This window comes from Streptomyces viridiviolaceus (assembly GCF_014650995.1).
Taxonomy (GTDB): domain Bacteria; phylum Actinomycetota; class Actinomycetes; order Streptomycetales; family Streptomycetaceae; genus Streptomyces; species Streptomyces viridiviolaceus.
The window spans coordinates 1-26,515 of sequence record NZ_BMWA01000037.1; the positions used below are offsets into that span (position 1 = coordinate 1).

The 26,515-nt window shown below is 70.6% G+C and carries 23 protein-coding genes and 1 pseudogene; 9 read left to right on the forward strand and 15 right to left on the reverse strand.

The genetic code is table 11. The annotated features are described in order from the left end of the window. The first annotated feature begins 82 nt into the window (after positions 1–82). Positions 83–982 (forward strand): TauD/TfdA dioxygenase family protein, encoded by a 900-nt coding sequence (locus IE260_RS36370; RefSeq protein ID WP_189879886.1) that lies wholly within the window; start codon positions 83–85, stop codon positions 980–982. A gap of 33 nt (positions 983–1,015) precedes the next feature. On the opposite strand, the gene IE260_RS36375 is transcribed toward IE260_RS36370, so the two are convergent. Together IE260_RS36375 and IE260_RS36380 are read right to left on the reverse strand one after the other, a co-directional pair. After that, positions 1,016–1,855, reverse strand: coding sequence for a CbrC family protein (locus tag IE260_RS36375; protein ID WP_189879888.1), 840 nt, complete (start codon positions 1,853–1,855; stop codon positions 1,016–1,018). A 57-nt stretch (positions 1,856–1,912) separates the two neighbouring features. Then, the gene (locus tag IE260_RS36380) at positions 1,913–2,614 is read right to left on the reverse strand and encodes a bleomycin resistance protein (RefSeq protein WP_189879889.1); all 702 of its coding nucleotides are present in this window, start codon (positions 2,612–2,614) and stop codon (positions 1,913–1,915) included. A 356-nt stretch (positions 2,615–2,970) separates the two neighbouring features. On the opposite strand from IE260_RS36380, the gene IE260_RS36385 reads away from it, so the two are divergent. Beyond that, entirely contained in the window at positions 2,971–3,441 is a 471-nt protein-coding gene (locus IE260_RS36385) for a lamin tail domain-containing protein (protein ID WP_229881663.1), read from the forward strand. A gap of 184 nt (positions 3,442–3,625) precedes the next feature. Here IE260_RS36385 and IE260_RS36390 read toward each other — a convergent pair whose 3' ends face one another. Further along, entirely contained in the window at positions 3,626–4,075 is a 450-nt protein-coding gene (locus IE260_RS36390; RefSeq protein WP_189879891.1) for a DoxX family protein, read from the reverse strand. Positions 4,076–4,305: 230 nt separating this feature from the next. On the opposite strand from IE260_RS36390, the gene IE260_RS36395 reads away from it, so the two are divergent. Continuing rightward, on the forward strand, positions 4,306–4,863 hold the full coding sequence (locus tag IE260_RS36395) for a GNAT family N-acetyltransferase (protein ID WP_189879893.1): 558 nt from the start codon (positions 4,306–4,308) through the stop codon (positions 4,861–4,863). A 75-nt stretch (positions 4,864–4,938) separates the two neighbouring features. Here IE260_RS36395 and IE260_RS36400 read toward each other — a convergent pair. Together IE260_RS36400 and IE260_RS36405 are read right to left on the reverse strand one after the other, a co-directional pair. Then, positions 4,939–5,190: pseudogene (locus tag IE260_RS36400) on the reverse strand (VOC family protein); the annotation flags it as partial. Positions 5,191–5,319: 129 nt separating this feature from the next. Further along, positions 5,320–6,207, reverse strand: a complete 888-nt coding sequence (locus tag IE260_RS36405) for an NAD-dependent protein deacetylase (RefSeq protein WP_189879895.1) — start codon at positions 6,205–6,207, stop codon at positions 5,320–5,322. 294 nt (positions 6,208–6,501) lie between these two features. Here IE260_RS36405 and IE260_RS42225 point away from each other — a divergent pair, with 294 nt between their 5' ends. Beyond that, the gene (locus tag IE260_RS42225) at positions 6,502–6,744 is read left to right on the forward strand and encodes a hypothetical protein (protein WP_229881665.1); all 243 of its coding nucleotides are present in this window, start codon (positions 6,502–6,504) and stop codon (positions 6,742–6,744) included. 60 nt (positions 6,745–6,804) lie between these two features. On the opposite strand, the gene IE260_RS36415 is transcribed toward IE260_RS42225, so the two are convergent. The 3 genes from IE260_RS36415 to IE260_RS36425 form a co-directional block, all read right to left on the reverse strand. Next, positions 6,805–9,441, reverse strand: a complete 2,637-nt coding sequence (locus tag IE260_RS36415) for a SpoIIE family protein phosphatase (protein ID WP_189879899.1) — start codon at positions 9,439–9,441, stop codon at positions 6,805–6,807. Positions 9,442–9,729: 288 nt separating this feature from the next. Continuing rightward, a complete protein-coding gene (locus tag IE260_RS36420) occupies positions 9,730–10,518 on the reverse strand; it encodes a hypothetical protein (RefSeq protein WP_189879901.1) in 789 nt (262 codons plus the stop codon). Next, positions 10,515–11,132 carry an ABC transporter ATP-binding protein gene (locus tag IE260_RS36425; RefSeq protein ID WP_189879903.1) on the reverse strand — a complete coding sequence of 206 codons (618 nt, stop codon included), beginning with the start codon at positions 11,130–11,132 and terminating at the stop codon, positions 10,515–10,517. Before IE260_RS36425 ends, IE260_RS36420 begins: the two co-directional genes overlap by 4 nt. A gap of 616 nt (positions 11,133–11,748) precedes the next feature. Between IE260_RS36425 and IE260_RS36430 the strand changes: the two genes are divergently transcribed. Next, entirely contained in the window at positions 11,749–13,530 is a 1,782-nt protein-coding gene (locus tag IE260_RS36430) for an N-acetylglutaminylglutamine amidotransferase (protein WP_189879905.1), read from the forward strand. Further along, complete coding sequence (locus IE260_RS36435) at positions 13,527–15,761, forward strand: S9 family peptidase (protein ID WP_229881667.1); 2,235 nt, start codon at positions 13,527–13,529, stop codon at positions 15,759–15,761. The genes IE260_RS36430 and IE260_RS36435 overlap by 4 nt, the downstream gene beginning before the upstream one ends. A gap of 80 nt (positions 15,762–15,841) precedes the next feature. On the opposite strand, the gene IE260_RS36440 is transcribed toward IE260_RS36435, so the two are convergent. The 3 genes from IE260_RS36440 to IE260_RS36450 all read right to left on the reverse strand — a co-directional run bounded on the left by IE260_RS36440 (position 15,842) and on the right by IE260_RS36450 (position 18,686). Further along, positions 15,842–16,936: a carboxylate-amine ligase gene (locus tag IE260_RS36440; RefSeq protein ID WP_189879908.1), complete on the reverse strand. Its 1,095-nt coding sequence runs from the start codon at positions 16,934–16,936 to the stop codon at positions 15,842–15,844. A 361-nt stretch (positions 16,937–17,297) separates the two neighbouring features. Further along, a complete protein-coding gene (locus IE260_RS36445) occupies positions 17,298–18,155 on the reverse strand; it encodes a hypothetical protein (RefSeq protein WP_189879910.1) in 858 nt (285 codons plus the stop codon). A gap of 234 nt (positions 18,156–18,389) precedes the next feature. Beyond that, positions 18,390–18,686 carry a GYD domain-containing protein gene (locus IE260_RS36450; protein ID WP_189879913.1) on the reverse strand — a complete coding sequence of 99 codons (297 nt, stop codon included), beginning with the start codon at positions 18,684–18,686 and terminating at the stop codon, positions 18,390–18,392. A 487-nt stretch (positions 18,687–19,173) separates the two neighbouring features. Between IE260_RS36450 and IE260_RS36455 the strand changes: the two genes are divergently transcribed. Further along, positions 19,174–21,393, forward strand: a complete 2,220-nt coding sequence (locus tag IE260_RS36455) for an MMPL family transporter (protein WP_189879915.1) — start codon at positions 19,174–19,176, stop codon at positions 21,391–21,393. 209 nt (positions 21,394–21,602) lie between these two features. Next, entirely contained in the window at positions 21,603–21,839 is a 237-nt protein-coding gene (locus IE260_RS36460) for a hypothetical protein (protein ID WP_189879917.1), read from the forward strand. Between the two features lie 142 nt (positions 21,840–21,981). Here IE260_RS36460 and IE260_RS36465 read toward each other — a convergent pair whose 3' ends face one another. The 3 genes from IE260_RS36465 to IE260_RS36475 all read right to left on the reverse strand — a co-directional run bounded on the left by IE260_RS36465 (position 21,982) and on the right by IE260_RS36475 (position 24,254). Further along, entirely contained in the window at positions 21,982–22,422 is a 441-nt protein-coding gene (locus IE260_RS36465; RefSeq protein WP_229881668.1) for a VOC family protein, read from the reverse strand. A 386-nt stretch (positions 22,423–22,808) separates the two neighbouring features. Continuing rightward, positions 22,809–23,267 carry a TIGR03618 family F420-dependent PPOX class oxidoreductase gene (locus tag IE260_RS36470; protein ID WP_189879919.1) on the reverse strand — a complete coding sequence of 153 codons (459 nt, stop codon included), beginning with the start codon at positions 23,265–23,267 and terminating at the stop codon, positions 22,809–22,811. A gap of 33 nt (positions 23,268–23,300) precedes the next feature. Next, a complete protein-coding gene (locus IE260_RS36475) occupies positions 23,301–24,254 on the reverse strand; it encodes a hypothetical protein (protein ID WP_189879921.1) in 954 nt (317 codons plus the stop codon). A 62-nt stretch (positions 24,255–24,316) separates the two neighbouring features. Between IE260_RS36475 and IE260_RS36480 the strand changes: the two genes are divergently transcribed. Further along, positions 24,317–24,988 carry a TetR/AcrR family transcriptional regulator gene (locus IE260_RS36480; RefSeq protein ID WP_189879922.1) on the forward strand — a complete coding sequence of 224 codons (672 nt, stop codon included), beginning with the start codon at positions 24,317–24,319 and terminating at the stop codon, positions 24,986–24,988. Between the two features lie 146 nt (positions 24,989–25,134). Here IE260_RS36480 and IE260_RS36485 read toward each other — a convergent pair whose 3' ends face one another. Next, on the reverse strand, positions 25,135–26,166 hold the full coding sequence (locus IE260_RS36485; protein ID WP_189879923.1) for a LacI family DNA-binding transcriptional regulator: 1,032 nt from the start codon (positions 26,164–26,166) through the stop codon (positions 25,135–25,137). Positions 26,167–26,515: the final 349 nt, after the last annotated feature.

Sequence of the window (26,515 nt, forward strand, 5' to 3'; positions counted from 1 at the left end):
ACAGCCATACCCAGAGCCCCTGGGCCCTCCGATCTTACGAATGACCAGATCAGACCCACGTCTTGAAAGGTAGGACAGACACGTGAGCATCCTCAGTGCCCGGCCGGAGACCGAGCAGTTGCTGATCACCGAGCTCGGCCCGAGCTTCGGCGCCGAGATCCGCGGCATCGACCTCGGACGCCTCGACGACGACCAGGTCCTCGCGCTCCGGGAAGCGCTCGTACGGTACAAAGTGCTGTTCGTCCGCGGCCAGGACGGCCTCGACGACGCCGCGCAGATCGAGTTCGGCAGGCGTCTGGGCGAGGTCACCGTCGGGCATCCGGTCCACGACTCCGGCGACGTGGCACCCGAGGTGTACAGCCTGGACAGTCAGGACAACGGGTTCGCCGACGTGTGGCACACGGACGTGACCTTCGTACGCCGGCCGCCCGCGATCTCGGTGCTGCGGGCCGTGGTGCTGCCGCCCACCGGCGGTGACACCAACTGGGCCGACAGCCAGCTCGCCTACGAGTCGCTGTCGCCTGGCCTGCGGGCGTACGTCGACACGCTGACCGCGGTCCACGACGGCAGCCGCGAGTTCGGCTACTACCTGGCCCAGCGCCGGCAGGGCCGGGGGAACCTGTGGGAGGGCGAAGTGTTCACCGAACTGGTGCCGGTCGAACACCCGGTGGTACGGGTGCACCCCGAGAGCGGGCGCAAGGGCCTGTTCGTGAACCCCGGCTTCACCTCGCACATCGTCGGCGTCTCCGAGCACGAGAGCCGGGGCATCCTCGACATCCTCTACGCCCACCTCACCAAGCCGGAGCACGTCGTACGCCACCGCTGGCAGCCCGGCGACGTCGCCCTGTGGGACAACCGCAGCACGGCCCACTACGCCAACCGCGACTACGGTGACCAGCACCGCGTCATGCACCGCATCACGCTGCGCGGGGACACTCCCGTCGGCCCGGGCACGGCGCGCCCCGAAGGCAGCGGCGCCTAGGCACCGGTTCCCACGCCGGGGGCGGGGCGCCCGTCATCCGCACACTGTGTCGGCGACCGGGCTGTCGCAGCTTCGGCAGCGGAAGGACCGGTCGGCCGTGCGGCCGTCGTCCGTGACGGTGCCCACGAAGAGGGCGCCGTCGCGGCAGTGCGCCGGCCAAGGCCGGCGCCCGCGGCCCGGCAGGCCGGGAGTGCGCTCACGGATCCTGGCGGCGACCGCGCCGGGCACCTGATCCGGCAGGACCTCGTTGAAGTACAGGCCGTGCCGACGGGCGGCGGTGCCGAACGCGACGCAGTACGGACAGAGACGGCCCTCCGGCACGTCCTGGCCGTCCCGCCCGAGGGCCGGGACCGTGCAGAGCCAGCCCTGGTCGTGGCCGCAGCAGGCGCACCTCTCGTCGGCCGCGACGACCGCGCCGGACGCCACCGGATCGGGCAGGTACGGGAACGGCGGCAGCACGGGCCGGGTGCGCGGCTCCGGCCGGGGCCTGATGACCAGTCCGATCGCCCGGCCGGTCAGGCCCGGGGGCGGTACGACGAACGCGCTCTCCCGAAGCGCCTGGGGCAGGTGCTGCCGATCGGACTCGCTCGTCACGATCGCCCCCTCCACGCCCGCCGGGAGGACGGCGGCGCCCGTGCGGCGGGCGAGTTCGGCCACGATGTCGAGAACGCCGGAGCCCGGCCGGGCGAACGAGACGCCGTGGTCGACGGACACATCGGCCTCGCTGCCGTCGGCGGCCCGCACCCACGCCACGTGCTCCTCGCCGGGGACCTCGTAGGGGGCGTACGGCTCCAAGACCTCCCGAACGAGGGCTTCTTCCACCGGGACGATGCCGCCGTCGCGGAACCTGTACACGTAGATGCCGGAGCCCATGGGACCCACCTCATCACGCCGGTCCGACAACGCGGCCCCGGCTCGTCGTCGCCGGCGTCAGACCCGCAGCTCGTCCAGGCGCTCCAGGTCGTCGCGGGCGGACGTGCGCTCCTCCTCGGTGAGGCGGACGGCGGCGGCCCGGTCGAGCGCGGCCGTCGCGGTCCGTTCGTCACCGAGCCGCACGGCGACGTCGGCGCGCAGGACGAGGAGGCGCAGCAGTTGCACGGGCGTGGGCCGCTCGTCGTCCAGGCCGAGGACCCGGTCGACGACCTTCGCGGCGCCCTCCGGGTCGTCCTTCGAGTCCGCGAGGAGGGAGGCGTGGTGCAGAGCGCGGGCGAAGGTCTCCTCGGGAGCGGCCCGGTGGTGCTGGTCCTGGCTCATCGGGCGGCCGACCCGGATGCAGTTGCCCGCCGGATCGGTCATGAGGAACTGCCTTATGCCGTACGACATGTCCTTGAGCGGTCCGATGCGCGGCAGCCCCCGGGTCGGGACGCGTCCGTACGCCGCCGCGAGGCCCGCCCGGAAGGCGGTGTGCAGCCCGTCGACGTCGTCGGTGAGCACGTAGCAGGTGCTGAACGACTCGGCCGGCTCGTGTTGCTTCCGCCCGAAGAACTGAAGCTCGATGCCGCCGCGCCGCACGACCGCGTAGGGGTTGGGGCTCTTCTGCCGGAAGGTCACCTCGAACCCGATGGAGGTGTAGAAGTCCAGAACGGGCTCGATGGTCCTGCACGGCAGGATGGGAATGGTTCGCTCACTCATCGCCTCGGATTCTAGTCAAAGTTGAGTAGTCGGGGTGGTCATCTGTTACACACTTTCGGGTACCGGTCTCCCGATGCCGGGGCGCGCATGCCGCCGTGTCGACTGACGACAAACCTGGTCTTCTGCCCTCAGATCACGCATTCCCTGCCTGAAGTAAGTAAATGGACGTTACAGGTGAGAGTCACAGCAATGTGGGTGTTCCGTAACACGGTTCACGCCTCGCCCGTGTCCCGGGTGAAGGCGGAGAAGGTGGCTGTGCGCGGCCGTCCGGCCGCCGGTACACCCCGCACAGCCCGGATCCCCGGCAGCTTCCGCTCCGTCGTCCCGGCTGTGCCCGCACCCCGCAGGGAGAACCTGTGTTCCAGTCCACGACAGCCCGCCGCCTCACCGCCGCCGTACTGAGCGCGGGAGCGGTCACCGCCGTCCTGGCGGCGCCGGCCTCCGCGACCGATCACCGTCGGCACCGGACGGACGTGGAGATCAGCCGCGTCCAGTACGACTCCCCGGGCCGCGACGACCACTCCCGCCGGTCCCTGAACGGCGAGTGGGTGGAAGTCACCAACAACACCCGCCGCGCGGTGAACCTGGACGGCTGGACGCTGACCGCCGAGGACGGCCGCACCTACACCTTCCACCACTACCGCCTGGACGGCCGCTCCACCGTCCGCGTCCACACCGGATCCGGCCGCGACAGCCGCCACGACCTCTATCAGGACCGCCGCACTTACGTCTGGGACAACCGCTCCGACACCGCCACCCTGCGCAACCACCGCGACCGCTTCGTCGACGACTACGCCTGGGGCCACCACCGCTCGGGCCGCCGCTGACGCCGGCACCCCATCCCACCGACGGCGCGACGTCCAGGACGGCGCGCCGTCCGCTCGGTGGGGCCGGCCACGCAGCGGGCCACCAGGGCGTGCACGATGTCGGGCCGCTGCCGTTGCAGACAGACCTTGCGCTTCGACGGACGCTGTCTGCTCGGGTGCCGGTTCTCCCAGCGGGCGAGGGCGGTTACGAGGCCCGTCCCGGTACCGGCCCGGCCGCGCCCGGTTCGGTACCGGGACGGCGGACGAGGCCCGCCAGGGACAGGGCGCCCGGCCCGAAGAAGAACAGCAGCAGGAAGCCCCAGCAGAACAACGCGGGAGCCAGGCCGTCGTTCTGCAACGGGAAGAGCCCGTCCGGCTGGTGCTCGGTGAAGTAGGCGAACGCCATGATTCCCGAGCTGAGGAACGCCGCGCCGCGTGTCGCGACCCCGAGCAGGACGAGCGCACCGCACACCAGCTCGATCACCCCCGCGTACCAGAACGGCCAGTCACCCACGGGGCTGGCCCGCCGGCCCAGCAGTCCGAAGACCGTGGCCGCGCCCTCGGTGGTGAACAGCAGGCCCCAGACGATGCGGAACAGGCCGAGGACGAGAGGCTGGTGCCTCGTCGTCCGGTCGCTCGGGCGCGGGGTGCTCATCGGTGCGGTCTCCTCGGGTCGGTGACCGCGTCCCCCAAGGACGCGGGGCGGGCATGAACCCTCCTGTATGTCCTACGTGCGCGCGAGGGGGTCCGCTCAGCCATGCCGTCACCGATTCGGCTCCCCATATTTGCCCAGCACCTTCTCACCGTCCTCAGTGGTTAAGATCCGGGAGTTCCGGCGGCCGGTGCGCGGCGAGCGCATTCGCGAGACCGTTCGAGGGGGATCACATGGCGCAGCAAGGCATCGTCGCGATGGAGCGCATGGATGGATCGGCCGCAGTGCGGGCCGAGGACGCGTTCGAGCTGATCTACGCCGAAGCGTTCGCCGAACCTCCGTACAACGAGACCGAGGACGATGTCGCCGCCGCCTTCCGCCGCTTCCCGGTACAGGCTCGCAAGCGCGCCTTTCGCGCTGTCTTGGCCCGTACCTCGGAGGGCGAGCCGATCGGCATGGCGTACGGCTACCCGCTCGCGCCCGACACGGTGTGGTGGGACGAACTCACCGAGCCCGTGCCCGACGAGATGCGGCGCGAGGACGGGCATCGCACCTTCGGGCTCATGGAACTCGCCGTGCGCGGACCGTGGCGCGGACAGGGTGTTGCGCGACGTCTGCACGAGACGCTGCTCGACGCCGTCGGAGCCGAGCGGGTGCTGCTGAACGTCCACCCGGCGAGCAAGGTGGCGTCGGCCGCCTACCGGGCGTGGGGATACCGCAAGATCGGCGAGGCGCGGCCATGGGGCGAGGGCCGGGACCTCCACGACGTGATGCTGCTCGATGTGCGCTGAGAGCACGGCGTCGAGGCTTTGATGGACGACGCTGTTCGGTGTGGCTCACCGTGTCGTCGGGGCTTCCGGGCAGGACGGGGCGAGCACGCAGAACTCGTTGCCCTCCGGGTCGGCGAGGACCGTCCACGGCACGTCGCCCCGGCCCACGTCGGCGGGCGTCGCGCCGAGAGCCCGGAGGCGCGCGACCAACTCCTCCTGATGGGCCGCGGAGGTGGTGGCGAGATCGAGGTGCACACGGTTCCTCGTCGTCGTCCTGGGTTCCGGGACGGCAACGACGTCGATGCCGACGGCGACCGGGTCCGGCCAGACGAAGTCGCCGACGGGTCCACCAGCCGGACTGCCCTGCTCGCCGACCAGAGCGCTCAGCCCCGCCAGGTGAACTGCCCAGTCGTCAGACGAAGTGCTGAGTCGCAGTCAGCTTCTACGGCATCAGGAGTTCCATCTCAGTGGGCAGTGCTAGTCGTCGACGGGGACACCGAGTCGGTCGGCCACGGTGGTGAGGGCCGTGCCCAGGGGGAGCGCGACCCGGGTGACGGCGTGCCGGTCGCCCCGGGTCGGGTCCCGGTTGACGATCAGCACCGGCTTCCCGGCCTCGGCCGCCTGGCGGACGAACCGGAGTCCGGACATCACCGTCAGTGAGGATCCCAGGACCAGCAGCGAGGTCGCCTCCCGGACCAGGCCGCGGCAGTGTTCGACTCGCCCGGGCGGCACGGCTTCGCCGAAGAACACCACGTCCGGTTTCACAATGCCGCCGCAGACGGTGCAGGGCACCACGCGGAAGTCCCCGACCTGCTCGTCGGTGAGGTCGGCGTCACCGTCCGGGTTCATCCCGGCGGCCACCGGCTCGAAGCCGGGATTGGCCTCCTGAAGCCGCCGGGCGAGCTCCCGGCGCGGGCTCGAAGCGCCGCAGGAAAGGCAGACGACCCGGTCCAGGCTCCCGTGGAGCTCCACCACGCCCTCGCTGCCGGCGGCCTGGTGGAGGCCGTCGACGTTCTGGGTGATCACACCCCTGAGCAGGCCGTGCCGCCCGAACGCGGCCACGGCCCGGTGCCCGGCGTTGGGGAGGGCGCGGCGGAACGTGCGCCAGCCCAGGTGGCTGCGCGCCCAGTACCGTCGCCGGGCCTGCGCGCTGGTGGTGAAGTCCTGGTAGGTCATCGGGGTGTGCCGGCTCAGGCTGCCGCCCACGCCCCGGTAGTCGGGGATACCCGACTCCGTGGAGATGCCCGCCCCGCTGAGCACCAGCACACCGCCGGTGGTCAGCGCATCGGCGACCGGCTCCAGGTCAGTCGTGCCCGGCGGCAGGTCCTCCGCGGGGGTCCAGCTCAGAGTGGGGCGCATCCGCATGCCGCCAGGGTACGGAACGGGCTGCCAAGACCTGCTTCCGCCGTCGACGGCGTCGTGGGTCCGAACGTCCGGCTGTCCGTGGTGGCTGGGATGCCGGGCCACGGCGGGCCCGGCTGCGGGAACCGCTCGCCGTGGAACGTGGGGGAGGCAACGGATGCTCGCCCGCCTGGGCATCCGCTCCTCGGTGAGGGACCTCCAGGACGAGAGGGTCCACGACTGGGGCGAGCGCGGCGGCGAGTACACATCGCAGCGCAGTTACGCCTGATCATCACCGGAGCGAACGCGGAGCGCTACATGCAGGTGGTCGGCTTCCTCAACTCGGCCAAGTCCGGCAAGTGGGGAACGCTCACCGGAGACATGCGGCGCGGCTTCTACAAGAAGCCCTACACGGCGACTGTGGAGGGCGTCGAGCCCGATGGGCACGAGGGTGTCTACGACGTGACAGTGGCCGACGTGCACGCCTTCGACGGCAACGGCATCGTGCTCCACGACTGGGGCGAACCGTCGCCGGACCGCTCGAGGTCCTCGGCAGGGTGAGTTTCGCCGACGGGAGGCACACGGTCCGGGCGCGATGCCTCCCTCACGGTGGCGCCAGGATCACCACGCCAGGTCGTCCAGCACCGGCACCGGTATCGCTGCTTCCCCCGCTCCTGCGGTGAGGGGCTGTTCGCTCCAGATGACCTTGCCGCGTTCGGTGTAACGGGTGCCCCAGCGTTCGGTGAGCTGGGCGACGAGGAACAGGCCGCGGCCGCCCTCGTCCGTGGTGGCCGCGTAGCGCAGGTGCGGGGCGGTGCTGCTGCTGTCGGAGACCTCGCAGATGAGGCTGCCGTCGCGGATGAAGCGGACGTGGATCGGCTCGGCGCCGTAGCGGATGGCGTTCGTGAGCAGTTCGCTGAGGACGAGTTCGGCGGTGAAGGCGATGTCGTCCAGCGCCCAGTCGGCCAGTTGCCGGGAAGCCTCGGCGCGCACACGGGAGACGGCGGCCGGGTCGGCGGGCACGTCCCAGTCGGCGACCTGCCCGGCCTCCAGGCGACGGGTGCGGGCCACCAGCAGCGCGACGTCGTCGCCCGGGTGAGGGGAGAGCACGGCGTCGAGGACGTCGGTGCAAATCTCCTCCGGGCTCCGGCCCGGGCGAGCCAGTGCGCCGCGCAGGAGGCCCAGTCCGGTGTCGATGTCCCGGGCGCGGTCCTCGACGAGCCCGTCGGTGAACAGAACCAGTCGGCATGCCTCGGGCAGGAGCAGTTCGGCGGATTCGAAGGGCATGCCGCCGACGCCCAGGGGCAGGCAGGCGGGCACATCGGGAAAGGCCACGCGCCCGTCGGGATGGACCAGGGCGGGGCCGGGGTGTCCGGCCCTGGCCACGGCGCAGCGCCCGGAGACCGGATCGTAGATCGCGTACAGGCAGGTGGCGCCGGCTATGCCGTCGCTGTCGCGGGACGCCTCGTCCCGGTCGATCGTGACGACCAGCTCATCGAGGTGCCCGAGCAGCTCCTCCGGCGGCAGGTCCAAGGTGGAGAAGTTGTGTACGGCGGTGCGCAGGCGGCCCATGGTGGCCGCCGCGTGCAGGCCGTGCCCCACCACGTCCCCCACGACCAGTGCCACGCGGGCGCCGGGCAGCGGGATCACATCGAACCAGTCCCCGCCGACCCCGGCCAGCGCCGGCAGATACCGGTGGGCGACTTCCAGCGCGTCCTGCTCGGGCAGTGTGCGGGGCAGCAGGCTGCGCTGCAGCGTGACGGCCATGGTGTGCTCGCGGGTGTAGCGGCGGGCATTGTCGATGGCCACCGCGGCACGGGCGGCCAGCTCCTCGGCGACGGAGACGTCGTCCTCGGCGAAGGGTTCGGGATGCTCCGCACGCCAGAAGTTGGCCATCCCCAGGATCACGCCGCGGGCCTGGAGCGGCGCCGCGATCAGCGAGTGCAGGCCGTAGTCGAGGGCCTGGTCCGCTCCTTCGGGGTCCTGGGCCCGCCAGCCGGCGGCCGCACTCAGATCGGGCACGAGCACCGCATGGCCACCGGCCAGGGCCGCCGCCATCGGTGTGGTGGGGACGAGGAACCGGATCAGGTCGCCCACCGGCTGCAGCGGTGAGTCCTCGCGGATGCCGCGGATGGCCGTGCGGCGCATTTCGGTGTACGCGCCCGACGGTTCCTCACCGCGCAGCACGGGGTCCAGGAGCTCGACCGTGACGAAGTCGGCGAACCGGGGGACCGCGATCTCCGCGAGTTCCTCGGCGGTGCGCGCCACGTCCAGGGTCGTGCCGATCCGCACCCCGGCCTCGTACAGCAGCCGCAGCCGACGCTGGGCCGCCTCCGCTCGCCCCGCCAGTGCCCGCAGCTCGGTGGAGTCCCGCAGCGTCGCCACGCTGCCCGGCCGGCCGAAGGGGGCGGTGGGCCGCACGTTCACCGCCAGCAGCCGGTCCCCGGCCAGGCGCACCTCGTCGGTGGCCGCCCGGCCCGAGGCCAGCAGCTCGGCGGTGTCCTCGTCCAGACCCAGCTCCCGGACATGGCGCCCCTCCGCGCCCTCGGGCAGTTCGAGCAGCCGACGGGCCTCGTCGTTGACCAGCAGCAGCCGGTGGTCGGCCCCGACGATGAGCACGCCCTCCCGGACGGCATGCAGCACCGCGTCCTGGTGTTCGTACATCCGGGTCATCTCCGCCGGGCCCAGTCCGTGGGTCTGCCGCCGCAGCCGCCGGTTCACCAGCGCCGAGCCGGCCGTGGCGAGCACCAGCGCGCCCGCCGCGGCGCCGAACAGGATCGGCAGCTGGCGGTCCACCGCATCGGCGACGTTCTCGACCTCGATGCCGCTGCTGACCAGCCCGACGACGGAGCCATCGGTGTCGAAGACGGGGGCGATGGCCCTGACCGCGTCGTTCGGGGCTCCTTCGAAGACCTCCGTGAAGGACTCCCCGGCCGCCGCTCGCTCGATGTCTCCGGCGGCGCGCTTGCCGATCAGCTCGGGCTCGGAGTCGGTGTAGCGGATCCCGTCCGTGCTCATGACGGCGATGAAGTCGACTCCGGATGCGCGGCGGGCGCCTTCGGCCTGCGGCTGCAGCACGGCCGTCGGATCGGGAGATTTCAACGCCTCCACGATGCCCGGGGCGTGCGCGAAGGACTCCGCGGCGACGAGCGAACGGTCGCGGGCATTCTGTGTGCTGTCGCGCTGGGCCTGGAGCACGAGCGCCAGCGCCGCGGCGACGACCAGCAGCGCCACGATCAGCCCCTGCAGGGCGAACATCTGCCCGGCGACGCTGCGCGCGCCCAGCAGGGAGCGAGAGGGTTGCTCCGGCGAACGCCGGTGCCGTGACGCCTTGTACCCATTCCCGTGCCGAGTGTTCCGAAGGCACGGGTCGGAGAGCCGGTGGACTGGCCGAAGCAAGGATCGGCCAAAATGTCCGCTCATGAGCCATTTCTAACACTGCCGCCCTTCCCGGGGCGAAGCCGGCATGATCGGCGTCGGCGGCCCTGCGCGCCCGGGGTCAGGGGGTGGGCGTCCAAGCCGCCGGCGAGCAGCGCGACTGCCGGCTCACAACCGTGCCCTGTGAGGACGCTCGCGTGGTTGCTGTCCGACGTTGTGGATGCGTGTGCGCCGCACGAACGCCGCGAGTGCGATGGCCGACAGGGCGCACAGCCAGGCCAGGCTGTTGGCCAGGGGTGCCACAGTGAGGTGGTGGGTGAAGCCGGCCTGGAGGGCCGTCTGCAGGGATCCGTAACTGGGCAGCAGCGTGATCAGCAGGCTGTCGGCGGTCGTCGCGGCGACGGGGTTCTGCGGGGCGAGGTCGATGATGCTGGTCATGATGATGGCGACCATGCCGGCGACCTCGCTCGACAGGAACAGCGCCAGGAACAGGCCCATGGCGCCGTAGATGAGGGCCGCGGAGAGTACGGCGAAGATGAGCAGGCCGGTCTGGCGCGGTGTCCAGTACAACAGCATCCAGGCCACGGCGTAGGCGCTGACCATGGCGGCGGTGGCGAGCAGGGTGGTGAGTTCGGCGGCCAGCAGCGCACGGCGCGGGTAGCCCGCCGCCGTCAGGCGCCGGTCGAAGTCGCTGGTGCGGCGGGCGGCGCTGAACATCCAGAAGCCGACCAGCAGGGACACGGCGTTGAGGGATCCGCTGATCATGGTGATCTCGTCTCCGCCCGCGTGGAGGACCTGTCCGGTGGCGCGCAGCCGGAACGCGGTGGAATCGGGGGTGGCGACGGTCTTGGCGATGGTGATCCACAGGGGAACCAGGACGGCCAGGAGGGTGAGGGCCAGCCGGTTCTTCACCAGAGCCAGAAAGTTGTAGGCGGTAGCGGTGCGGTAGGCGTTCATCGCTGCGCTTCCGTGGTCGGTACGGGGTGCAGCCGGCCGTCGCTCAGCCGGTACAGGGCGTCCAGGCGGTGGGTGTCGTAGGCGAGGTGGGAGACGATGACCACGGTGCGGCCGGCCGTCCTGAGTTCGTGGGCGATGTCCCAGAACCGCAGGTAGGTGTCCCAGTCGAAGCCTTGGTAGGGCTCGTCCAGCAGCAGCACCTCCGGGTCGTGCATCAGGGCGAGGACGAGGTTGAGTTTCTGCCGTGTGCCCCCGCTGAGCGTCTTGACCGGCTGTTGGTCGTAGGCGGCCAGCCCGAGCGCTTGCAGCAGGTTGTCGGCCCGGTCGAGACGGGACAGCCGGTGGGCGATCTGGAACAGCCGCAGGTGCTGCCGAATGGTCAGCTCCTCGTCCAGCACAGGATGCTGCGGGCAGTACCCCAGTGTGCCGTCGAGGCGCACGGTCCCCGCGTCCGCACGCAGATCGCCGCTGAGGATACGCAGCAACGTGGTCTTGCCGGCACCGTTCTCACCCACGACGCCGACGAGCTGCCCGGGTTCCGCCCGCAAGCTCGCATCGCGCAGAACGCTCCGAGAGCCATAGCTCTTGGCGACATGCGCCACCGTCAGGACCATGGCCGACGCGGTTCAGGAGGAGCAGAGGCCGCAGGCGGCGCGGCCGCTGTCGTGGAGGGCCCGGTCGCGTGCCCGTGCCCGGTCCCCGCGCAGGCTGCCGGCCATGGGCGGACCCAGGTCCTCCCGGGCCGGCTCGACGCCACCTCAGCCGTCTCGTCGACGTGGTACAGGTTCCGCATGCCCCGCAGCTCCTCCACGGCCGTCAGAAAATCCGGCGTGTGTTGCCCGACCGGGGAGCCGGGCACGGCGGTGCGCTCGTCCCACGCGCCATCCGGGTCCCTGACCACGGCCATCAGGTGATCGCGATCCCCTGTGCGGTCTCCTTGCACACCGAGTACAGGTCGTCGGTCCACGATACGACGGCTGTGGGCCGCAGGCCGCGCGTGAGCATGGGGCCTGCAGCTCCCGTTCATCCTCGCTCACCTGTGCCATGTAAGGCTCGAATGAGCAGGGGATGCTTACTCGTCGCTTGTCTGGGAACTCCGAGTGGGTCAGCCCGCCTCCCGTGAAGGAGAAGTTCCACCATGTCGACCAGTCCGGCCCGGATTCCGACCGGCGGGACCGCGTACGCATCATGGCTGTGGGTCGCCGACGCACGCCGCGGAGGTGGTGCTTGATGTGCGGCCTGAGCGGCGAGATGCGTTTCGACGGCACACGGCCCGATCTCGCGGCCGTACAGCGCATGAGCGAGCGCCAGGCCGCCCGTGGCCCCGACGGCCGGGGGATCTGGTCGCGGGGCCCTGTGGCGCTGGCCCATCGCCGCCTGAAGATCATCGACCTTTCCGAGCTCGGGCACCAGCCGATGACGGATGCCGAACAGCAGATCACCGGGGTCTTCAACGGGTGCATCTACAACTACAAGGAGCTGCGCGAGGAGCTGCGGGGCCTCGGACACAGCTTCGAATCGACCTCGGACACGGAGGTCATCCTCAAGGCCTACCGTCAGTGGGGTACGGGCTGCGTCGACCGCTTCTTCGGCATGTTCGCGTTCGCCCTCGTCGAGCACCGAAGCGGCCGTCTGGTCCTGGGCCGTGACAGGCTCGGCATCAAGCCGCTGTACCTGGCCCGGACCTCGGGCCGGCTGAGGTTCGCCTCGTCGCTCCCGGCCCTGCTCGCCGGCGGTGATGTCGACACCTCGCTGGACCCGGTGGCCGTGCACCAGTACCTCAGCTGGCACGCGACCGTGGCGGCGCCGCGCACGGTCCTCGCCGGCGTACGCAAACTCCCGCCGGCGACGGTGCGTGTGGTCGAACCGGACGGAAGCCACCGGGACCACTGCTACTGGCAGCCGTCGTACACACGCCGCCCCGAGTACACGGACATGGGCCCGAGCGAATGGCGGGACGCCGTGCTCGACGCGCTGCGTACCGCCGTACGCCGACGGATGGTCGCCGACGTCCCCGTGGGCGTCCTGCTCTCGGGCGGTCTCGATTCCAGCTTGATCGTGGCGCTGCTGGCCGACGAGGGACAACGTGACCTGGCGACGTTCAGCGTCGGTTTCGAGTCGGAAGGCGGCGACGACGGCGACGAGTTCCGGTACTCCGACCAGGTCGCCAGGGAATTCGCCACCGACCATCACCAGCTGATGGTGCCGTCCGAGCGGGTGTCGACGGCGCTCGACGGAGCGGTCGCGGCGATGAGCGAGCCGATGATCAGCCATGACGTGGTCGCGTTCCATCTGCTGTCCGAGCAGGTGGCGAAGGAGGTGAAGGTCGTGCAGAGCGGGCAGGGAGCCGACGAGGTGTTCGCCGGCTACCACTGGTACCCGCAGTTGGCCTCCGTCGCCCGTGAGGCGGAACCCGACAGGTATGCCGAAACGTACTTCGACCGGCCGCACGGCGATCTCGCCAGGATGCTCCAACCGGACATGCTCCCGCGGGACGACGTCTCCGGCCGGTTCGTCCGGGACCACATGGCGGTGCCGGGGGCCGAGACCGCCCTGGATGCGGCCCTGCGGCTGGACACCCACGTCATGCTCGTGGACGATCCGGTGAAACGGGTCGACAACATGACCATGGACTGGGGTCTGGAAGCCCGTGTGCCCTTCCTGGACCACGAGCTGGTGGAGCTGGCGGCCGCCTGCCCGCCGGACCTCAAACTGGCCGACGGCGGCAAAGGTGTGCTCAAGGAGGCGGGACGCAAACTGCTGCCCCACGAGGTGGTGGACCGTCCCAAGGGCTATTTCCCCGTCCCGGCGATCACTCATATGGCCGGACCCGTCCTGGACCGCGTCCGAGGGGCACTCAACGCCCCGGAGGCGAAGCGGCGGGGACTGTTCAAGGACTCGTACCTCACCGAGCTCATGGCGGCACCCGGAGAACACCGCACGAAGCGCGGGGCCAACGCCCTGTGGCAAGTGGCTTTGTTGGAGATATGGCTTCAGACGCACGGGATATGACCGACGGGGACGTGACGTACGGCGCGGACGGCGACGGCACGGTGGCTGCCGAGCGGCCCGCCGTGCCCCACGTGACGCGCGGCCCCGGGCCGGGTCCGCGCGAGGCGGACGGCCGCGAGCTCGCGCATGCGGCCCCGGCCCAGTTCGCCCTGCTCGACACGTCCGGACCGCGCGACGCCACGACGCGGCTCACCGCCCACGGCTGCTGGTATCCCTCGGCCGACCCGACCGGGGCGCAGGTGGCCTTCATCTGCGACCGCGGCGGCGTACCGCAGTTGTGGGCCGGGCCCGTCGACAGCAATGAGGTGCGGCTGCTCGACGCGGAACCGGACCCCGTACGGGAGGTCTCCTGGTCGCCGGACGGCCGCTGGATCGCCTACACCACGGCCCCCGGTGGCGGCGAACACACGCGCGTGCTGTGCGTACGCCCCGACGGCACCGACCGCCGCATCCTGGCCGGGGCGGAGCCGGGCACCTCGGCCTACCTGGGCTGTTGGGCGCACGACGGATCGGCCGTCGCGGTCACCGTCGCCGTCCCGACCGCTCAACCCCTGTCCCTGGACGCGGTGGGCGAGGCTCCGGCCGAACCGGACGGGCTGGTCGCCGGCAGGCCGGCCGGCTGGTACGGCCGTGACGGCGACGCCGTACTCCTCGGTGCGCCACCGCTCACCGACACGGAGCCGGAGGCGACGCACCCCACCGCGCCGGCCGAAGGCACGGCGGCCAGGCATCCCCAGCTCTCTCGGACGGGCCCCATGACACCCGGCGCCCATGACTCACTGTCGGCCTACCTGATCGACCCCGACGGTGTGGCCGCCGCGGTTCTGCTGGCCGGCGAGGCGGACGCGGCGACGCTGCGCGTGTGCGACATCAGCCGGGACGGCAGGCTCGCCCTGCTGCGTCGTGGCCCACGCGGACGGCGTGAGGCGGTCGTCATCCGCACCACGGACCTCGTCACGACGTATGTCGTACCGGTGGCCGACGGCGATCCGTGGATCGGCAGGTTCTCCGCCCAGGCGGACAACCTCTGGCTGCGGAGCAACGCCAACCGTGAGTTCGCGGTGCTGCTCACCGCCGGACTCGACGGCGAAGGCCGTCCGCGGGGCTGGTCCGTCGCGGCGGAGCGAGAGGGCAGCGACCTGGAACTGCTCGCGTTCGCCGAGAACGACCGTGCCGCCATCCTGGCCTGGAACATCCGAGGCGCGAGCGAAGTCGAGGTCGTCGACACGCACCCGCCCGGCACGACCGGAGCCGCCGCCGGTCCGCCCCGGCCCGTGCCACTGCCTCACGAAGTGGTCACCCGCATCGTGGACGCCGGCACGGGGCGGCTGGTGATGTCCCTGTCCGGCTCCCAGCGCCGCCCCGGCATCTGGTGGCTCCCCAAGGGCGTGGCTCTCCTGCGCACGCCGTGGTCGTCCCGGGACGAGGACGCCGTTCCCCCGGGCCGCCCGCCCGTGCGACCGGTCCAACTGAACCTGACCGCCCGGGACGGCCAGGCCCTGAACGGCTGGTACTACCGCGCACCGGGACGGGGTCCGGCCGAACCGGCGCCCTGTGTGATCCATCTTCACGGTGGCCCCGAAGAACAGGAACGCCCTGTCTTCAACCCCCTGTACCACGAAATCCTCGGGCGAGGGCTGGACATCTTCGCCCCCGACGTCCGCGGCTCCTCCGGTCACGGACGGTCGTTCGTCGACGCCGACCTGGGGACGGGCCGGTTCGCCGCACTCGACGACGTGGCGGACTGCGCCGCCCACGCGGTGCTGGCAGGCCCGGCCGACCCGTCCCGCCTGGCCGTCATGGGCCGCTCGTACGGCGGCTATCTCACGTTCGCCTCCCTCGTCTGGCATCCCGATCTGTTCCGCACCGGGGTGGCGGTCTGCGGCATGTCCGACTTCGCGACGTTCTTCGAGGGCACCGAACCCTGGATCGCGCAATCCGCCGCCCACAAGTACGGCCACCCGGAACGCGACCGCGAGCTGCTGCGCTCGTTGTCGCCCATGAGCCGTATCGACGCGCTGCGGGTTCCCGTGCTGGCCGTCCACGGGGAACACGACACCAATGTCCCGCCGGGGGAGTCGGAACAGTTCGTGAGGGCGGCGCGCGAACGGGGTCGGACCGCCGAGCTGCTCACGCTGTACAACGAGGGACATGACTTCCTGCGCGCCGACAACCGGCGACTGTTCCGCCGTGCCGCTGCCGACTGGCTGCAGCGGCACCTGAGCGACTGACCGTTCCTCGGAACCTCACTGCTGGGGGCGTGAGGGCACATCAGTCCGTTGAAATGCGGATCATTGCCCTCAGGGGCGGTTCACGGCATCACGGTGGCTTCGGCGATCATGTCGATCACAGCGTCGAGGCCGCCCTGGGCCAGCGCCCGGCGTTGCATGTCCGCACCCGTGCCGTGCTGCATCCGGTGATGGAGCAGCGCGGCGACCTCCCGGGCGTCGCCGGCGTCCTCGAGCGCGGGACCGATGTGTTCCAGGAGCTGGTACACCACGTCACCGGCACGGCAGCGCCTGCCGCCGGGATCGATCAGCTCCTGGCTCAGTCCATGGCGCGCGGCTTGCCACATCGCCGCCTTCAACAGCTCCGGGCTGGTGTCCGGCACCGTACGGCCGGTGGCGGCCTCGCGCAGGGCCGTTTCCACGAGTCCGCGCGCCACACCGGCGAACATCACGGCGCTGTCGGGACGCATCTGCACGTCCAGGCAGCGTATCTCCACCGTGGGATGGCGCTCGCACAGCCGGGCCTGCCAGTACAACTGCCCGCTGTCGGCGATCATGCCTGTGGACAGCAGGCGCGCGACCCGCTGATCGTAATCTCGGTCGTCGGTGAAGCGCGGCGGCATTCCACTGACCGGCCAGCGGTCGAAGACGATGGTGCGCCAACTGGCGAACCCGGTGTCGTGCCCGTCCCACAACGGGGAGTTCGCTCCCATGGCGGTGAGCGTGGGCAGCCATGGCCGCAGTCGGTTCAGCACCTCGACGCCGACACGTCGGCTGGGCACGGCGACGTGTACGTGCATGCCGTTGACCATCTGTTCCGCCACCAGTTGCGGCGCCTGCCGCCGCATGGCCCGGTAGCGGGCCTTGTCCGTGACGGGCACGGGGGTGTCGTGCACCATCGAGGCGGTGCCGCTGGCCAGGATCCGGCAGCCGTACATCTCCGCCGCATGCGCCACGGCGTGCCGCAGACGCAGCAGGTGCCCACCGACCTCCTCCAGAGTGCCGCAGACGGGGGTGGCCACCTCGACCTGGGCCTGCAGAAGCTCGAGCTGTATCTCATCGGGTGTGACGAACGGTTCCAGGCCGGCCGCGGTCCGCACCTTCTCGCCGTTCGGACTCAACCGGCGTGTGGCCGCATCGACCAGAATGTACTCCTCTTCCACACCGATGGTCGTCATGCGCAACCCTTCCACGGCGCCGGGCATCGCTCTCGCGCGAGCGGTGCGATCCCTTCCGGGCCCGTCCGGACGACGCCCGGTGTCGCATCCGACTCTGCCAGGATGCCCCGTGCGGCGCAGGATTCCACCAGCTCGACCGGCGAGGCCGCGATGCCGTCCGGCGTCGCCCCCCGGTCGGCCCCTGGGCGGGCAGACCCCGCGCAAGCACGGCAGGCGCGCCGGTGCCGAGAAAAAATGCGCGAACCGGCGGGCCGGCCGACACTGGTTGCAGGATGCTCGGCCGGCCCAAGTCCACGACGGCCGTCGGGCCTGGGCCGTACTCGTCCCAGAGTCTTGTGGCGAGCGGAGAAGCCGGGGCCTGTCAGAACAACAGGCTCACCACCTGGCCCACGGTCATGACGAGCCCGAGCAGCAGGATCGGGCCCCCGAAGAGCGCGATTCCTGCCGTCCGCCAGGCCAGGGTCCGCCCGGTCAGCGTGCATACGGCCTTGCCCGGCTCCTCCGGGTCGTAGACGACCTCGATGCGGTCCGGGTCGCCACCGATCTTCGGCGCTGCGTAATCGGCCAGGATCTCGTGGTCGCCGCCCTGAAGGTCCGTGTATCGGAAGTACCTCTTCTGGCCACCGCCGTGGGAAAACCGCGCCACGACCGCGACCCCCCGCTTCCTCAGCGCCCACCGCCGGCGCGCCGCTGCGGCTCCTATTCCGACGAGGAGGATGCCGAGGGCGAGCGGGCCTATCCCTGTCGCCCACATGATCACCCGGAACATGTCTCCCGCCAGGGCCAGCCCCGCGATACCCCCGAGGTAGACCACGAGCACGGTGAGGACTTCGGCGCGAGTGCGCCGTTTCCTGCGCCGGACGGCCTCGGGTGTTCCCGGGGGCAGCACGTCGACCAAAGCTGCCCCGCCTCGGGGCGGTCCCGTCCGCGGTCTCGCCCGGTTGATCACCTCGACGAACCGCGCCGCCGCCGCGGCATCGCGTCCCTCCACCACGAACACCGGCCCTGGCAGCCCGTTGGTGCCCCACAGCGCCACCTCGACCGACCGGCCGTGGCGTCCCGTCGCCCGGGCGCCCTCGACGGCCGCGATCGGTATCCGGCGACGTTCTTCCCCATGGTCCAGCCACACGGCCCCGGCATCGAGCCAGATACTCCCCCTACGCCCGCGGAGCGAGAGCGACGGCAGCCGGGGGAGCGACGGTTCGGATTGACGGGGCATGACTACCTTTTCCTTGCGGCCACTCGAGCGTCGGACGTCGAGTGGATTTTCGCAGCAACTGCCTCGTGCATGGAATGCATTGACCTCACACAGCAGGTCATCGAACCGGGGAGACGTCCGCGTGGCGGCGTGTCGGCGGGGCCGGAGCGTCACCGTCTGCTCCTGCGTACGGTCCCGGCCGGCATGCAGGGGCCGGCCGGGGTGGCACGACAGAGCCTTGAACCTGACGGCTTCTCAGCCGGCAGCCTTGGCGAGGATACGATCCATCTCCTCTTTGCCGAAGGCACGCAAGGTCGTGGTGCGGACGTTGCCCACCCCGCCGAGTTGCAGGATCGCCGCGGTGGCGGTCTCGTCGTCGGGGGCCTCGACGACGGCCACGAGGTCGTACGGACCGACGGTCCAGAAGACGTTCAGGAGATTGGCCCCGAGCTTCTGCACCGCCGAGCCGAATGCTTCGGCACGCTTCGCGGTGTCCCTGTAGTTCCGGATCCCTTGATCGGTCCAGTTCAGCAACGTGACATACGTCGGCATGCTCTTTCCGCCTTCGTTGAGATTCTTCGTGGATACCCGGCCTTCAGGCCGGGGACGGGATGAAGCGCCTGCAGAGCAGGGCGGGGCAGTCGTCGGTGCAGACCCAGCGGGAGCCCGCTGGAGCCCCGCCTTTGGGCGGGGGAGGAGGTCGAGAGGGAACACATCGCGAGGCCCATCCTGGACATGACCCCTGCGGAATGCATGACGTAGGCATCCGATCGGGTTGCCCGAGCGGGATCGCCATGACCAACTGACCTATCCGGCAGCGCGCAGGAGCGGATGCGGCGTACACGCATCGCCGTGACCTACGCCCGTGGGAGAGGCGCGCAGAGGCGTACTACACCCGACGCAGTACGTCAGTCCAGATCCAGGGACGGATCAAATGCAGGAGAGCCCGGGTGAGCATGGACGGGTACCCCGGTCAAAGTCTGCCTTCTCCCCTGTGCCGGGTCTTCGCCCTGCCCGTAACCCGACGGATTGGTCCCAGGTGGCTACGTTCCTCTATCGACTCGGTCGACGTGCGTTCCGGCGCCGCGGCCTCGTTGCCCTGCTGTGGGTGGCCGTACTCGTGGGCGCCGGCGTTGCCGCGTCCGCAGCGCCCGCCCCTCCCGAAGACTCCTTCTCCATGCCTGGCACGGAGTCGCAGAAGGCGTTCGACCTGCTCGACGAACGCTTCCCGGCCGCCAGTGCCGAAGGCGCCACGGCCCGCGTGGTGATCCGTGCCCCGGAAGGCGAGAAGATCTCCGACCCGGCCGGCAAGGCCAAGGTCGAAGAACTCGTCGCGGCCCTCGGTGACGGCCCGCAGGTCGCCTCGGTGGCCGACCCGTTCGAGGCGGACGCCGTCAGCGAGGACGGAACGACCGCGTACGCCTCGGTGACGTACAAGGTCAACTCCATGGAGCTGACCGACCAGGCTCGCGAGTCGCTCACCGAGGCCACCGACGACGCGCGCAGTGACGGATTCACCGTCGAGACCGGCGGCGACGCGGTGATGGCCGAGCAGGAGATGGGCGGCACCGCCGAGCTGATCGGCATAGGCGTCGCCGCGATCGTCCTCCTGCTGACCTTCGGCTCACTCGTCGCGGCAGGCATGCCGCTGCTCTCGGCCATCATCGGCGTCGGCATCGGCATCTCCGGTATCGGAGCGCTGGGCAGCACGCTCGAGCTGTCCGCCACGACCTCGACGCTGGCCATGATGATCGGCCTGGCGGTCGCCATCGACTACGCCCTGTTCATCGTCTCGCGCTACCGAGCGGAGATCGCCGAGGGCCGGTCCCCCGAGGACGCGGCGGGACGCGCCGTCGGTACCGCGGGCTCCGCGGTGGTCTTCGCCGGACTCACCGTGATCGTGGCCCTGGCAGGCCTCGCGGTGGTCAACATCCCCATCCTCACCAAGATGGGCCTGGCCGCCGCGGCCACGGTCGGCATCGCCGTACTGATCGCACTCACCCTGACCCCGGCACTGCTGGCCTTCGCCGGCAAGAAGGCGCTCAGCCGCAAGGACCGCAAGGTTTCCGCGGCAGAACGGAAGGCGCCCGCCAAGCCCAAGCTCGGCACACGCTGGGCCGGGTTCGTCCTCCGGCGCCCGGTGACCGTGCTGCTCACCGCGGTGATCGGCCTCGGCGTCGTCGCCGTACCGGCCACCAGTCTGGAGCTGGGCCTGCCCGACGAGGGCAGCGCGGCGCCCGACTCCACTCAGCGCAAGGCCTACGACATGCTGTCGGAGTCCTTCGGCGCCGGGTTCAACGGTCCGTTGATGGTCACCGTCGACACACGGGGCGCGGACGACGCGAAGGCCGCCGCGGATGCCGTCGGCAAGGAGATCACCGGCCTGGGCGAGGCCGCGGCCGTCACCCCTGCGAACTTCAACAAGGCGGGCGACACCGCCGTCCTCACGGTCGTGCCCAAGACCGGGCCGAGCGACGCGGCCACCGAGTCGCTGGTCAAGGACATCCGCTCGTTGTCCGGTGACATCGAGGCCGAGACGGGCGCGACCATGCTGGTCACCGGCATGACGGCGATGACCATCGACTTCTCGCAGACCCTGGACGACGCGCTCATCCCGTACCTGGCTCTGGTCGTCGGCCTCGCCTTCCTGCTCCTGATGCTGGTGTTCCGCTCGATCCTCGTTCCGCTGAAGGCCGCACTGGGCTTCCTGCTCTCGGTGGCCGCCGCGCTCGGCGCGGTCGTCGCGGTGTTCCAGTGGGGGTGGCTCGCCGACGTGTTCGGCGTGGACCAGCCGGGTCCGATCATGTCGATGATGCCCATCTTCATGATCGGCGTGGTCTTCGGACTGGCCATGGACTACGAAGTCTTCCTCGTGACGCGCATGCGCGAGGCCTACGTCCACGGGTCGTCGTCCGCCGAGTCCATCACCACGGGCTTCACCCACGGCGGGCGGGTCGTCGCGGCGGCCGCGATCATCATGATCAGCGTCTTCTCCGGCTTCATCATGGAGAACGACGACATGATCAAAATGATGGGCTTCGGCCTCGCGATCGCCGTCCTCTTCGACGCCTTCGTGGTCCGCATGGCCATCGTGCCCGCGGTACTCGCACTGCTCGGGACCAAGGCGTGGTGGCTGCCCAAGTGGCTGGACCGCGTCCTGCCGAACGTCGACGTCGAGGGAGAGAAGCTGCACAAGGAACTCGGCGACACCAACGCGCCCGCGCCGCACACCCGCGAGCCGGAGACGGCCGGAGTCTGACCCTCACGCGTACGGTTCCCGGTGCCCTGGTCTTCAGGGCGCCGGGGCCTTTGCTTGCCAGGGCGGTTTCGACGCGGCTGGGCATCACGGCCGTAGAGTTCAGTCTGCCCTGATCGATCACCTGGGGAGGAACACATGCGGGCAGGCAAGGTGGTGACCCACGCCGTTGCCACGCTTCTGATCGTAGGCGTCGGCACCGGAGCGACAGCGTGCACGAGCGCTTCCGGGACGGACGCCCCCGCCTCGGACACGTCGAGCACCCCGGCGCCGGCAAACCCGACGCCGTCTCGGCAGACGCCGACTCACCGCGCGGAGACAGGGAGTTCCTCACCGAGCCCCGTGCGAACCTCTCCGGCGACTCCCTCCCCGAGGCCCGCTGCTCCCAGTCCCGCCACACCGAAGCAGACGGCCCCGTCCGCCGGAGGCGGACCCACGGAGTGGCCTGAGAACGCCACGGTGGAGGAACTCCGGACCATGGAACCGGGCGTCGACCGGCCGAAGTCGTCGGGCGAAACCCAGTGCGACTGGCTGCGTGAGCAAGGCATAGCGTGCTGATTCCCTGATCGGTCGACCGTGCCGTCCGCGGTCCTAGCCGATCCGTTCGGCCAGAGCGACGATGATTCCCGAGGGGCCGCGGAGGTTGCAGAGTCGGTAGATGTTCTCGTACTGCGCCACCCCACCGAGGAGTTCGGCGCCATGGCGGCGCAGGCGGGCGATCGTGTCGTCGATGTCGTCGACGGCGAACATGACACGGTGCAGGCCCAGAGTGTTGGGTGGCGGGTCGAGTGGTCCGGAAGTGATCGCCGCGGGGGTGTGGAACTTCGTCAGCTCCAGCTTGCCGTGGCCGTCCGGGGTGCGCATCATCGCGATGGCGCTGCGGACCCCGTCGAGGCCGACCGTCTGGTCTGCCCAGGTTCCCTCGATCTGCGCTTCGCCTTCCAGCTCCATGCCGAGCTCGGTGAAGAAGGCGATGGCAGCCTCCAGGTCGTCGACGACGATGCCTACGTTGTCCATCCGCTGAATCGTCACGGGGTGCTCCTTCTTCGTCGCGCAGTCCGTTCGGGCCAGTGGTACCCCTGGGACGGAGCCGGTGCCGCATTCCCGACACCCGGAAGTGTCGATGTTCCGGGTGCTTCACCTTGCCGACGGGAGACAGAACTAGCAGCCCGCCTCGGCGTCGCTGTCGACGAACGAGTCGATGTCGATCGAGTACCCGGCACCGATGGTGAGGCCGGGGCGGCTTCGGTGGCCGTCCTCCGCGAGGTACTAGTGGTCAGGAAGGCGACCCGCAGGACCTTTTCGTCTCTGGTGAAGCACAGGCGGTCGGGCACGGATTCGAGGGCCGGATGCCAACCGTCCGGTGCGAGACGGCTGTTCGTGCTCGCGCCGCTGCGGCACCGCCCACCTCCACCATCTCAGCCTTCGACGTCGAGCGCTGTTCCGTACAACCGGTCCACCTTCAACCGGACGACCACCCGACGCTCGGCAACCAACTCCTCCAGGAACGCATCCTCGTCCTCGGGCTTCACAGCACTCGGCATCATCCCGAGCAGTTCCCGCCCGACCGCGTCACCAGGCACCTTCGTGATCTCGGAGACCTCGGCCTCGCCTTCGGCGACGGCGAACGACCACACGTCGCCGCCCTGCACATGCAGCGCTGCGCGCGGATTGCGGCGCAGATGCCCGACCTTGATCCGGTCGGCCGTAGTCGAGAACCGCACCAGGCGGGCTTCGGGGTCCCAGCTGTACAGCATGGTGGTCAGGTGAGGGTGGCCACTGCGCTTGACGGTGGCGAGCGTGCCGAACTGCTGCTTGCCGAGCAGGCTGGACAGGGCATCGTCGGACAGGGGGAGAGGCGCTGGTCCTTGTGTCATGACTTGGTCAACATCCTTGACTGCCCAGGAATTTCAAGAACTCAGTTCCTTGATGAGCCGCTGGTAGGTCGCGAAGGCCGGCTTGGGAGTGTAGTCGTCGCGCAGCAGGCCGAAGTGATGGAAGAGCCCCTCGGCGCCGCTGTCGGCGTCGCGCAGGGCGAAGAGTGAGTAGCCGTCGATGTTCAGGTCGGCGGCGAGGGCGGCCACGGTCTGGATGACGGTGTCGAGGGCGGCGGCCTGTCGCTGCTCGGTGCGGCCGGGGCCGGTGGGCCAGCCGTTCTCGCACACGCGGATCGGGACGGCGTCCGCGATTCCGGCCTGCGGCAGGCTGGTGCGGCGGTACGCGCTCAGGACCGCGGTGACCGCGTCGGCCAACTGGTCCGCGGCGATGGGCCGGAACACGTCCGGGAAGAAGTCCAGGCCGACGTAGTCCAGGCTCTGCCGGAAGTGCTCGTCGGCCAGGGTGCCGAGGTCGGACCAGAAGGTGTCGGCCGGATCGAACGTGGGCACGGCGTTGAAGCCGACGGCCACCCGGTGGCCGAGGGACCGGGCCTCCTGCTTGGCGGCGACGACGCCTTGGACGAGCGCGTCGAGGACGTTGGGGGTGCTGCCGTCGACGGAGGCGACGTCGAGGTTGGGCTCCTCGCAGATCTGGACGGACGCCAGATCGGGTCCGCCGGACCGGACGGCCTCGCGGACGAACTCCGGCCAGCCGTCCAGGTTGCCGGACGGCTCGCGGAACTGCAGAACGAGGTCGAGGGTGCGACCGCGTCGGAGGTAGGTGTGCGGATCGGCGGGCGTGGGTGCGGGCGGTGCCACGGTGGCGGCGAACGAGCGGTAGGCGCGCACCGTCAGCGTGGCCGCCTCGCCCTGCAGTTCGTCGAGGGCTTCGACGATGCGGTCCGGGACGTCCGGGCTGACCGGATGGATGATGCCCTGGTCGTCGCCCAGGAGGCCGCCGGGATAGATGCCGAAGGTAATGGTCACGGTGGTCCCACCCCGAAAATCTTGGTGTCACTCCAACATTGTGGTGACACTATCATTGAGGTGTGGGCCTTCGAGAGACCAAGAAGCGGCAGACACGCACGGCCATCGCCGACGCGGCTCTGTCGCTGTTCCTGGAACACGGCTTCGACCAGGTGACGGTCGCCGAGGTGGCACGACAGGCAGGCGTGTCCACCAACACCGTGTTCAACTACTTCCCGTCCAAGGAAGATCTGTTCTTCGACCGCCAGGCCGAGGTGGAGAACCACCTCGCCGCCCTGGTGCGCGACCGGCCGCCGGGCACCTGCCCGGTCGCGGCCGTCCGGGACGACCTGCTGTCCGCCCTGCGGCAAGACGACGCCACGCTCGGGCTCCAGCCCGGAGCGCCGGCGTTCTGGCAGGTCATCGAGGACAGTCCGGCCCTGCGCGCACGTGAACGCGAGATCGGCGAACGCATCGAAGCCGCCCTGGCGACCGCGCTGGCCGACCACCCGCCGAAAAGCGCAGACGCACCCGGCAGTGCCGGGGACCTGCTGTCCGTGATGCTCGCGGGCACCATTGCCGGAACGCACCGCGCCGTTCTGCGCGAGCTACGGCGACGCATCATGTCCGGCGATCCGCCCGCCCAGGCCGGCGACACCGTCGCGAGGGCGGCGAAGCTCGCGTTCGACCGTCTCTGCTCCGGCCTGCACGACGACGGCGGACCGACGCCGCCGGAGCAACACGCGCCCCGATAGGCATGGCGGACGGTGGGCCACCGCCACCACCGTTCGATCCGCCACCAGGTGCCCGATGCCGGCGTGGACGGCCGCCTCCTCGATCGCGTCCAGCGCGGCCGTGACCTCGATCAGCAGGACGATCGGCGAACAACCGCAGCGTCGGGTCAGGCTCCCGTGCCGCCCCTCGTCGCCTGGCGGCCCAGCGTGCTCTCCCGCTCGGCGAGACGGTAGTCCGCCCGGATGCGGCGCGGCTCGGGAGCCTTTCCACCGAGCCGCGCCAGCACCGACTCCACGGCGAGCCTGCCGATGGCCTCCTTGTCCGGCGACACGGACGTGAGCGTCACCGCGCCGAAACGGCCTTCGACGACGTCGTCGAAGCCGACCACCGCGATGTCCTCGGGTACCCGCAGTCCCCGTTCGTGGAGCACCCGCATCGCTCCGATGGCCATGGGGTCGTTGTAGGCGAAGACCGCGTCGGGGCGCCTTCCCGTCTCCAGGATGCGGGCCATGGCCGCGGCGCCGTCCGCGTGCCCCCAGCCGTCCGTGGCGGCGACGAGTCCGTCGTCGGCGGGAAGTCCGGCGTCGGTCAGTTCCTCGCGCCAGCCGCGCACGCGCAGTTGGGCGGGTTCACTGCGCCCCCGCCGGGCGCCGATGAACGCCACCTCCCGGCGCCCCAGACCGATCAGGTGCCGTACGGCCGCGCGCGCTGCGGCGACGTTGTCGATGGCGATGTGGTCGTACGGCAGGTCGTATTCCCGTTCGCCGAGCAGCACCAGTGGTACGTGCTCCGCACGGTCGCGCAGGTCGTCGGTCTCCAGCTCGATGGGGCTGAGGATGAGCCCGTCGATGACCCTGGCCCGGAATCCCTGGCTGACGAGGATCTCCTGTTCGCGTCGGCCGCCGGTGTGGTCGAGCAGCACGATGTAGTCGTTCGCGGCGGCGGTGTCGACCACGGCCGCGGCGAGTTCGGCGAAGTACGGATTGCCGAGTTCCGGCAGGGCGAGCGCGATGATGCCCGTGCGCCCCTTGCGCAGGTGACGGGCGGCCAGGTTGGGCCGGTAGCCGAGCGCGTCGATGGAGCGCTGGACGCGTTCGCGCATCGCGGGGGTGACGTGCTGGTAGTCGTTCACCACGTTGGAGACGGTCTTGATGGAGACCCCCGCGTGCGCGGCTACGTCCTTGAGGCTGACCCGCACGTCATTCCCTTCCACGGTGACCCGACTCGGGTGGTCGGTGCGCACCCGCGCTCGTCACCGTGAGCCGCGCGCCGAGCCTCTGCGCTCGATCTTCACAACGGTATACAGCCGTCCACGCCGCACTGACAAGGCGGTGGACCCACCGCTGCCGCCAGGGCCCCGCAAGTCTCCTTACGGCCCGACGCCCCCGGATCGCCCGCGCCGGTGTCGCAGAGCGGCACGGGCCGGGGCGGCCTGAAGGCGCCGGGGCGTGTCGGGCGTGGGGCGGCCCCGGAGGCGGCCGGGGGGCCTCGAGCGGTCGGTCCTTCGGCGCTTCGCCGGGCAGTCCGGACCGCACCCAGCGCCCGCC